The sequence below is a fragment of the Bradyrhizobium cenepequi genome (assembly GCF_020329485.1).
Lineage (GTDB): Bacteria > Pseudomonadota > Alphaproteobacteria > Rhizobiales > Xanthobacteraceae > Bradyrhizobium > Bradyrhizobium cenepequi.
Genome location: NZ_JAGKJI010000004.1, coordinates 260,446 through 267,216, shown reverse-complemented (window position 1 = coordinate 267,216; position 6,771 = coordinate 260,446). Strand labels below are relative to the sequence as shown.

7 protein-coding genes are annotated in these 6,771 nt (G+C 64.5%); 6 read left to right on the top strand and 1 reads right to left on the bottom strand.

Annotated features, from left to right (window positions below; translation table 11 throughout):
* The 6 genes from J6497_RS08225 to J6497_RS08200 all read left to right on the top strand — a co-directional run.
* Nucleotides 1-711, top strand: a 711-nt coding sequence (locus tag J6497_RS08225; RefSeq protein WP_283844401.1) for a FixG Ig-like domain-containing protein, incomplete at its 5' end; no start/stop codon positions are given.
* 17 nt (nucleotides 712-728) lie between these two features.
* Nucleotides 729-1,229, top strand: a complete 501-nt coding sequence (locus J6497_RS08220) for a FixH family protein (protein ID WP_225703747.1) — start codon at nucleotides 729-731, stop codon at nucleotides 1,227-1,229.
* A 9-nt stretch (nucleotides 1,230-1,238) separates the two neighbouring features.
* Nucleotides 1,239-3,431 (top strand): cation-translocating P-type ATPase, encoded by a 2,193-nt coding sequence (locus J6497_RS08215; protein WP_225703746.1) that lies wholly within the window; start codon nucleotides 1,239-1,241, stop codon nucleotides 3,429-3,431.
* Nucleotides 3,431-3,616 carry a cbb3-type cytochrome oxidase assembly protein CcoS gene (gene ccoS / locus J6497_RS08210; RefSeq protein ID WP_225703745.1) on the top strand — a complete coding sequence of 62 codons (186 nt, stop codon included), beginning with the start codon at nucleotides 3,431-3,433 and terminating at the stop codon, nucleotides 3,614-3,616. Before J6497_RS08215 ends, ccoS begins: the two co-directional genes overlap by 1 nt.
* A gap of 62 nt (nucleotides 3,617-3,678) precedes the next feature.
* Entirely contained in the window at nucleotides 3,679-4,131 is a 453-nt protein-coding gene (locus J6497_RS08205; protein WP_225703744.1) for a hypothetical protein, read from the top strand.
* Nucleotides 4,132-4,308: 177 nt separating this feature from the next.
* On the top strand, nucleotides 4,309-5,163 hold the full coding sequence (locus J6497_RS08200; RefSeq protein WP_225703743.1) for a 3-hydroxybutyryl-CoA dehydrogenase: 855 nt from the start codon (nucleotides 4,309-4,311) through the stop codon (nucleotides 5,161-5,163).
* A 251-nt stretch (nucleotides 5,164-5,414) separates the two neighbouring features.
* Here the strand turns inward: J6497_RS08200 and J6497_RS08195 are convergent, their stop codons facing one another.
* Entirely contained in the window at nucleotides 5,415-6,629 is a 1,215-nt protein-coding gene (locus J6497_RS08195; RefSeq protein ID WP_225703742.1) for an ABC transporter substrate-binding protein, read from the bottom strand.
* Nucleotides 6,630-6,771 lie beyond the last annotated feature (142 nt).

The window sequence follows — 6,771 nt, the reverse complement described above, 5'->3', positions numbered from 1 at the left end:
GGCGAAAAGCGCATGTCGGTGAAGAAGGCGAACGAGCTGCGCGCACTCGGCCAGCACGCGGGCGACTGCGTCGATTGCTATCAATGCGTCGCGGTCTGTCCCACCGGCATCGATATCCGCAACGGGCCGCAGCTCGACTGCATCCAGTGCGGCCTGTGCATCGACGCCTGCGACAACGTGATGAAGAAGATCGGCCGTCCGACGCGGCTGATCAGCTACGACAACGACATCAATATCCAGCGCCGGATCGAAGGCAAGCCGCCGATCTACCGCATCGTGCGGCCGCGCACCGTTATCTATGCCATCATGATAGCGCTGGTCGGCGGGATCATGGTCTACACGCTGGCGACGCGCTCGCTGCTCGACCTCAACGTGCTGCACGACCGCAACCCGGTCGCGGTGAAGCTAAGCGACGGCTCGATCCGCAACGCCTATACGATCCGCTTCCTCAACAAGCGCGGCTTCGACCGCGTTGTGGCGATCGACGTCGATGGCCCGCAAGATGCCAAGCTCCATGTCGTTGGCGTCGACTCGATCACGCCCGACCGGCCGATGATCGTGCTCGGGCGGGATGGCACCACCGAGTTGCGTGTGCTGGTCACCGCGCCGTCCGACAGGAATCCCGAGAAGTCGATCCCGGTGAAATTCCGCGTCACCGATATCGGTCTCGGTGAAGTCGCCTCCGCCACCGACAATTTCGTTGCGCCATAACAAGAAGTGGAGCTGTCATGAGCAGAGCCAGTGCATCGCCGAAGCCGCTGACCGGGAGCAAGGTGCTTGTCATGCTGGTTGCGTTCTTCGGCGTGGTGATCGGCGTCAATTTCACGATGATGAAGCTTGCCACGCTCACGTTGCCCGGCACTGACGTCGACAGCGCCTACGCGGCAAGCCTCGCTTATGAGAAGGAGATCGCTGCTGCCCGCGAGCAGGACGCCCGCAATTGGAAGGTCGACGCGCATCTCGCGCGCGATGCCAATGGCGGTACGGCGCTCGAAGTCGAAGCGCGCGACGGCAATGGCAGGCCGTTGACTGGATTGCAATTCACCTCCCGCCTGGAGCGGCCGACGGACCGGCGCGCCGATCAGGCGATCGAGCTGTCGGACGCCGGCGGCGGCCGCTATCGCGGCAGCGGCGGCGCGATCGAGCCAGGGCAATGGGACCTGGTGTTGGAAAGCGAAGCTCAGGGGCGCCGCGTGTTCCTATCCCGGAACCGCGTGGTGCTGAATTAAGAGGGCATGATGCAGGCGACACGGGACTTTTCGCACTACGTCAAACACCTCGGCTCGGGGCTGGCGCATATCGACCTCGCGGTCGAGGGCGTGAGCTGTGCCGGCTGCATGTCGAAGATCGAGCGCGGGCTTTCGGCGATCCCCGATGTGACGCTGGCGCGCGTCAACCTCACCGACCGCCGCGTGGCGCTGGAATGGAAAGAGGGCGCGCTCGATCCTGCGCGCTTCATCGATCGGCTCGCCGAGCTCGGCTACAAGGCCTATCCGTTCGAGACGGTCAGCGCTGAGACCGCCGAGGTCGAGAACTCGCGCTTCCTGTTGCGCTGCCTCGGGGTTGCGGCGTTTGCGACCATGAACGTGATGATGCTGTCGATCCCGGTGTGGTCCGGCAATGTCAGCGACATGCTGCCGGAGCAGCGCGATTTCTTCCACTGGATGTCGGCGCTGATCGCATTGCCGGCAGCCGCCTATGCCGGCCAGCCCTTCTTTCGCTCTGCCTTCAACGCGCTGCGCACGGGCAACGTCAACATGGACGTGCCGATCAGCATCGGCGTGATCCTGGCGCTCGCCATGTCCGTTGTCGAGACCATCGGACATGCCGAGCACGCCTATTTCGATGCGGCGATCATGCTGCTCACCTTCCTCCTCGTCGGGCGCTATCTCGACCAGAGCATGCGGCGGCGGACCCGGGCCGTCGCCGGCAATCTCGCCGCACTGAAGGCCGAGACCGCCACGAAGTTCGTCGGACCTGACGAGATTTCGGTCGTGCCGGCCGCGGCAATAAGAGCTGGCGATATCGTGCTGCTGCGGCCCGGCGAGCGTTGCGCGGTTGACGGCACGGTGATCGACGGACGGTCCGAGATCGACCAGAGCTTGATCACGGGCGAGACGCGGCATGCAGCGGTCGAAGCCGGCAGCGCGGTCTATGCCGGTTCGCTCAACATCTCCGGCGGCTTACGCATCCGCGTTTCGGCGGCGGCCGAAGGTACGCTGCTGGCGGAGATCCAGCGATTGCTCGATCACGCCGTGCAGGCGCGTTCGCGCTATGTGCAGCTCGCCGATCGTGCGTCGCGGCTCTATGCGCCGGTGGTGCATGCAACTGCGCTCTTGACGATGATCGGTTGGTTGATCGCCGGCGCGAGCTTGCACGATTCCATCATCACCGCGATAGCGGTTCTCATCATCACCTGTCCCTGCGCGCTGGGGCTCGCGATTCCGACGGTGCAGACAATTGCCGCGGGCGCGATGTTCCGGGCCGGCGTGCTGATCAATTCGGGCGACGCCATCGAGCGGGTCGCCGAGGTCGACCACATCATCTTTGATAAGACGGGAACGCTGACCTTGCCCGAGCTCGATGTGGTGAATTCCGCGGCCGTGTCCGCCGATGTGTTCGCGCTGGCAGGCCGGCTCGCGCTGGCAAGCCACCATCCGGTTGCCGCGGCGCTGGCGCGCACGGCCGGCGCGAAGTCGCCGCTGCCCGGCGTCACGGAAGAGCCGGGGCAGGGCGTGCGCGGCAACTTCGGCGGCGAAGATGTCAGGCTCGGACGTCCGTCGTTCTGCGGGGCAGAGGATCTCGCGGACGAGATCCTGCGCCGCGATCCCGAGGCGTCGGTGGTCGCGTTTGCCCATGGCGAGAAACGCTGTGCGTTCGCGGTGCGCCAGGGCCTGCGGCCGGATGCGCGCGAGACCGTTGCCGCGCTGCAGAAGCGCGGCATCGCGGTCGAGATTCTGTCAGGCGATCGCGAGCCCGCGGTGCGGGCTGCGGCGCACACACTCGGCGTTCCGGAATGGCGCGCTGGCGTCACGCCGGCCGACAAGATCGCGCGCATCGAGGAATTGAAGCGGCAGGGCTTCAAGGTGATGATGGTCGGCGATGGGCTGAACGATGCGCCGTCGCTGGCGGCCGCGCATGTCTCGATGTCGCCGATCTCGGCTGCGCATCTGAGCCAGGCGACCGCCGATCTCGTCTTCCTTGGCAAGCCGCTGGCGCCCGTGATCGCGGCCGTCGACTATTCGCGGAAAGCGCTGCGGCTGATGCGGCAGAACCTCTACCTCGCCGTCGGCTACAATTTCCTCGCGGTGCCGATCGCGATCCTTGGCTTCGTGACGCCGCTGATCGCGGCCGCGGCGATGTCGGGCTCCTCGATCCTGGTGATGCTGAACGCGCTGCGCGGACGTCGGGTGCGGCAGGAGAAGGTGTGATGGAAGTGATCGTGTTCCTGGTGCCCTTGGCGCTGCTGCTCGGGGTGTTCGGACTGCTCGGATTCCTCTGGTCGTTGAAGAACGGCCAGTATGACGATCTCGAAGGCGCAGCCTGGCGGGCGATCTCCGACGACGACGAAACGCCGAGGACGCCGGGGCCCTCGGCAGCGCGCCGCGGCGTTTGATCTGGCGCAATGACGACGGCTCTGCGCGGCCCGATAGTAAACCAGGACTGCGGGAGGGTGTCATGGCATCGGCAACACAGACGGAATCGATTGCGGGCAGGCTGATCGGCAAGCTGGCGGGCTTCCTTGACCGGTTCCGCGACATCGGCGAAATCCGCAACCTCAGCGCCGCGGAGGCCGAACAGGTCGCGCACGATCTCCGCATCTCGCCGGCCGAGCTCGAGACGCTGGTTGTCCGCGGGCGCCACGGTGCCGACGAATTGCCGCAGATGCTGAAGGCGCTCGGAATCGACGAAGATGCCATCAAGCGCCAGGAGCCCGGCGTGCTGCACGACATGAGGCGGGTATGCGCGCTCTGCATCGAGAAATCCCGCTGCAACCGTGAGCTCGAGGCCGGAACCGCCGCCGTGCATCATGGCGAATATTGCGCCAATAGCTACACGATCGACTCGCTCGGGAAAAAGCCGAAGCCCGACCAGACCGATCTCCAGCTCCGCGGGCCCTGCTGCTGCTGAGCAGTCGCATTCGTCTCCCGACTGGACCGGCGCCGGTTGCGTCTGCAGCCAAACTGGACCGTATCCTTGGACGCGTGGCCCTGCTAACCATGGGCTTCGGCGGCGGCCGGCTGGTCGTTGCAACCGTCTATGTGCGCCGGCGGGAGGCCTGCGCGTTTTACGAGAAGGATACGAGCAATGATCGAAACCGTTGGCATCATTGGGGCGGGCACTATGGGCAACGGCATCGCCCAGGTCTGCGCGGCTGCCGGGCTTCAGGTGGTGATGGTCGATATCTCGGATGCCGCCGTGCAGCGCGGGCTGGCAACAGTCGGCAGCAGCCTGGACCGCCTGGTCAAGAAGGAGAAGATGACCGAGGCCGATAAAAACACCGCGCTTGGGCGCATCAATGCGACCACTGACAAGGCCAAGCTTACTGCCTGCGACCTCGTGATCGAGGCGGCGACCGAGAACGAGGAACTGAAGCTCAAGATCCTCAAGGATCTCAGCGCGACGCTGAACCCGCGGGCGCTGATCGCCACCAACACATCTTCGATCTCGATCACCAAGCTTGCGACCGCGACCGACCGTCCCGACCGCTTCATCGGCATGCACTTCTTCAATCCCGTCCCGGTGATGGCGCTCCTCGAACTGATCCGCGGCTTGCAGACCTCGGACGATACGCTCGCCAAGGCGGAAGAGTTTGCAAAGCGCGTCGGCAAGGTCGCGATCACGGCCAGGAACAGCCCCGGCTTTGCCGTCAACCGCATCTTGTGCCCGATGATCAACGAGGCGATCTTCGCGCTGCAGGAGGGCATCGCCACCGCCGAGGAGATCGACGCCGGCATGAAGCTCGGCTGCAACCACCCGATCGGCCCGCTGGCTCTTGCTGACCTGATCGGGCTCGACACCATGCTGTCGGTGATGGACGTGTTCTACAAGGGCTTCAACGATCCGAAATATCGCGCGGCGCCGCTGCTCAAGGAGATGGTCGACGCCGGCTACCTCGGCCGCAAGACCCGTAAGGGCTTTTACGACTATGGCAAGGCATGAGCCGCGATGGACGCGCTATTGCCCATCCTCCGCTCAGCCCGGCGCGCTCTTCCCTTCTCCCCTTGTGGGAGAAGGTGGCGCGCATGCAATGCGCGCCGGATGAGGGGTTCTCTCCACGAACGCTGGAGAGTTTGTGTGGAGGCAACCCCTCACCACAGCGCGTTCGTCGCCGGCGCCGGAGCAGCCCTCTCCCACAAGGGGAGAGGGCACATCAATTGGCACCCTGCGCGTAGGGCAGGCAAAACGCAAATTCACTTCACGAGCGGGCAGCCGCCGTCCTTCAGAGGGCGGAAGGCCTGGTCGCCGGGCACCTCGGCCAGCACCTTGTAATAGTCCCAGGGCGCCTTGGATTCCTCGGGCTTCTTCACCTCGAACAGGAACATGCTGTGCACCATGCGGCCGTCCGCGCGCAGCACGCCGTTGTCGGTGAAGGCGTCGCGCACCGGCATTTCGCGCATCTTGGCCATCACGGGTTTGGTCTCCTTGGTGCCCGCGGCCTGCACCGCCTTGAGATAGTGCAGCGTCGCGCTATAGGTCGCGGCCTGGTTCATTGTCGGCATCCGCTTCATGCGCTCGAAGAAGCGCTTGCCGAAGGCGCGGGTCCGATCGTTGAGGTCCCAGTAGTAGGCCTCGGTGACGATCAGTCCCCGCGCGAGCTTCAGCCCAAGGCTGTGCACGTCCGAGATGAACATCACGATCGCGGCGAGGTTCTGCCCGCCGGAAACGATGCCGAATTCGCCGGCCTGCTTGATCGTGTTGATGGTGTCGCCGCCGCCATTGGCGAGCCCGATGATCTTGGCCTTGGAGGCCTGCGCCTGCAGCAGGAAGGAGGAGAAATCCGGCGTGTTGAGCGGATGCCTGACGCTGCCGAGCACCTTGCCGCCGGCCGCCTTCACGACGTCGCCGGTGTCGCGCTCGATCGAATGGCCGAACAGATAGTCGGCGGTGATGAAGAACCAGTTATCGCCGCCGTTCTTGACAATGGCGCTGCCGACGGTGTGGGCATTGGAATAGGTGTCGTAGGTCCAGTGCGCAACGTACGGGCCGCAGGATTTCCCGGTGATGTCGGAGCTTGCGGCGTCCGTAACGATCATGATCTTTTCGTACTGCTTGGACAATTCCATCACCGCGAGCGCGGTGGCGGATGTCGGCAGATCGATGATCATGTCGACGCCTTCGTTCTCCCACCATTTGCGCGCCATCGAGGCTGCGATATCCGGCTTGTTCAGCACGTCGGCGGAGACGATCTCGATCGGCTTGCCGAACATGGTGCCGCCGAACTCCTCGATCGCCATCTTGGTCGCTTCGAGATTCCCCGCGCCGCCGATGTCGGAATAAACCGACGAGAAATCGGTGAGCACGCCGATCTTCAGCGGTGTTGCGGCTGGCTGCTGCGCGGATGCGGGTGCGATCAATAGCGCCGACAACAGGCAAGCCGTCGACACCATCCTTGCGATGGGCTTCATGGGGGTCTCCTCCGTGTTTTTATCGGTTTGTCGGACAAAGTAGATTTGGGTTCCGGCGAAGTCAACTGTGCTGGCATCAGCAGTCTACAGGCCGTCGAATTGACGCGTCCTCGCGGCCAAGCTACTTTGTCGGACAACCGAC

What these genes read in the sequence shown, in the direction of transcription:
- J6497_RS08220 (WP_225703747.1), top strand. Translation starts at nt 729, where the DNA reads ATGAGCAGAGCCAGTGCATCGCCGAAGCCGCTGACCGGGAGCAAGGTG.
- J6497_RS08215 (WP_225703746.1), top strand. Translation starts at nt 1,239, where the DNA reads ATGCAGGCGACACGGGACTTTTCGCACTACGTCAAACACCTCGGCTCG.
- ccoS (WP_225703745.1), top strand. Translation starts at nt 3,431, where the DNA reads ATGGAAGTGATCGTGTTCCTGGTGCCCTTGGCGCTGCTGCTCGGGGTG.
- J6497_RS08205 (WP_225703744.1), top strand. Translation starts at nt 3,679, where the DNA reads ATGGCATCGGCAACACAGACGGAATCGATTGCGGGCAGGCTGATCGGC.
- J6497_RS08200 (WP_225703743.1), top strand. Translation starts at nt 4,309, where the DNA reads ATGATCGAAACCGTTGGCATCATTGGGGCGGGCACTATGGGCAACGGC.
- J6497_RS08195 (WP_225703742.1), bottom strand. Translation starts at nt 6,629, where the DNA reads ATGAAGCCCATCGCAAGGATGGTGTCGACGGCTTGCCTGTTGTCGGCG.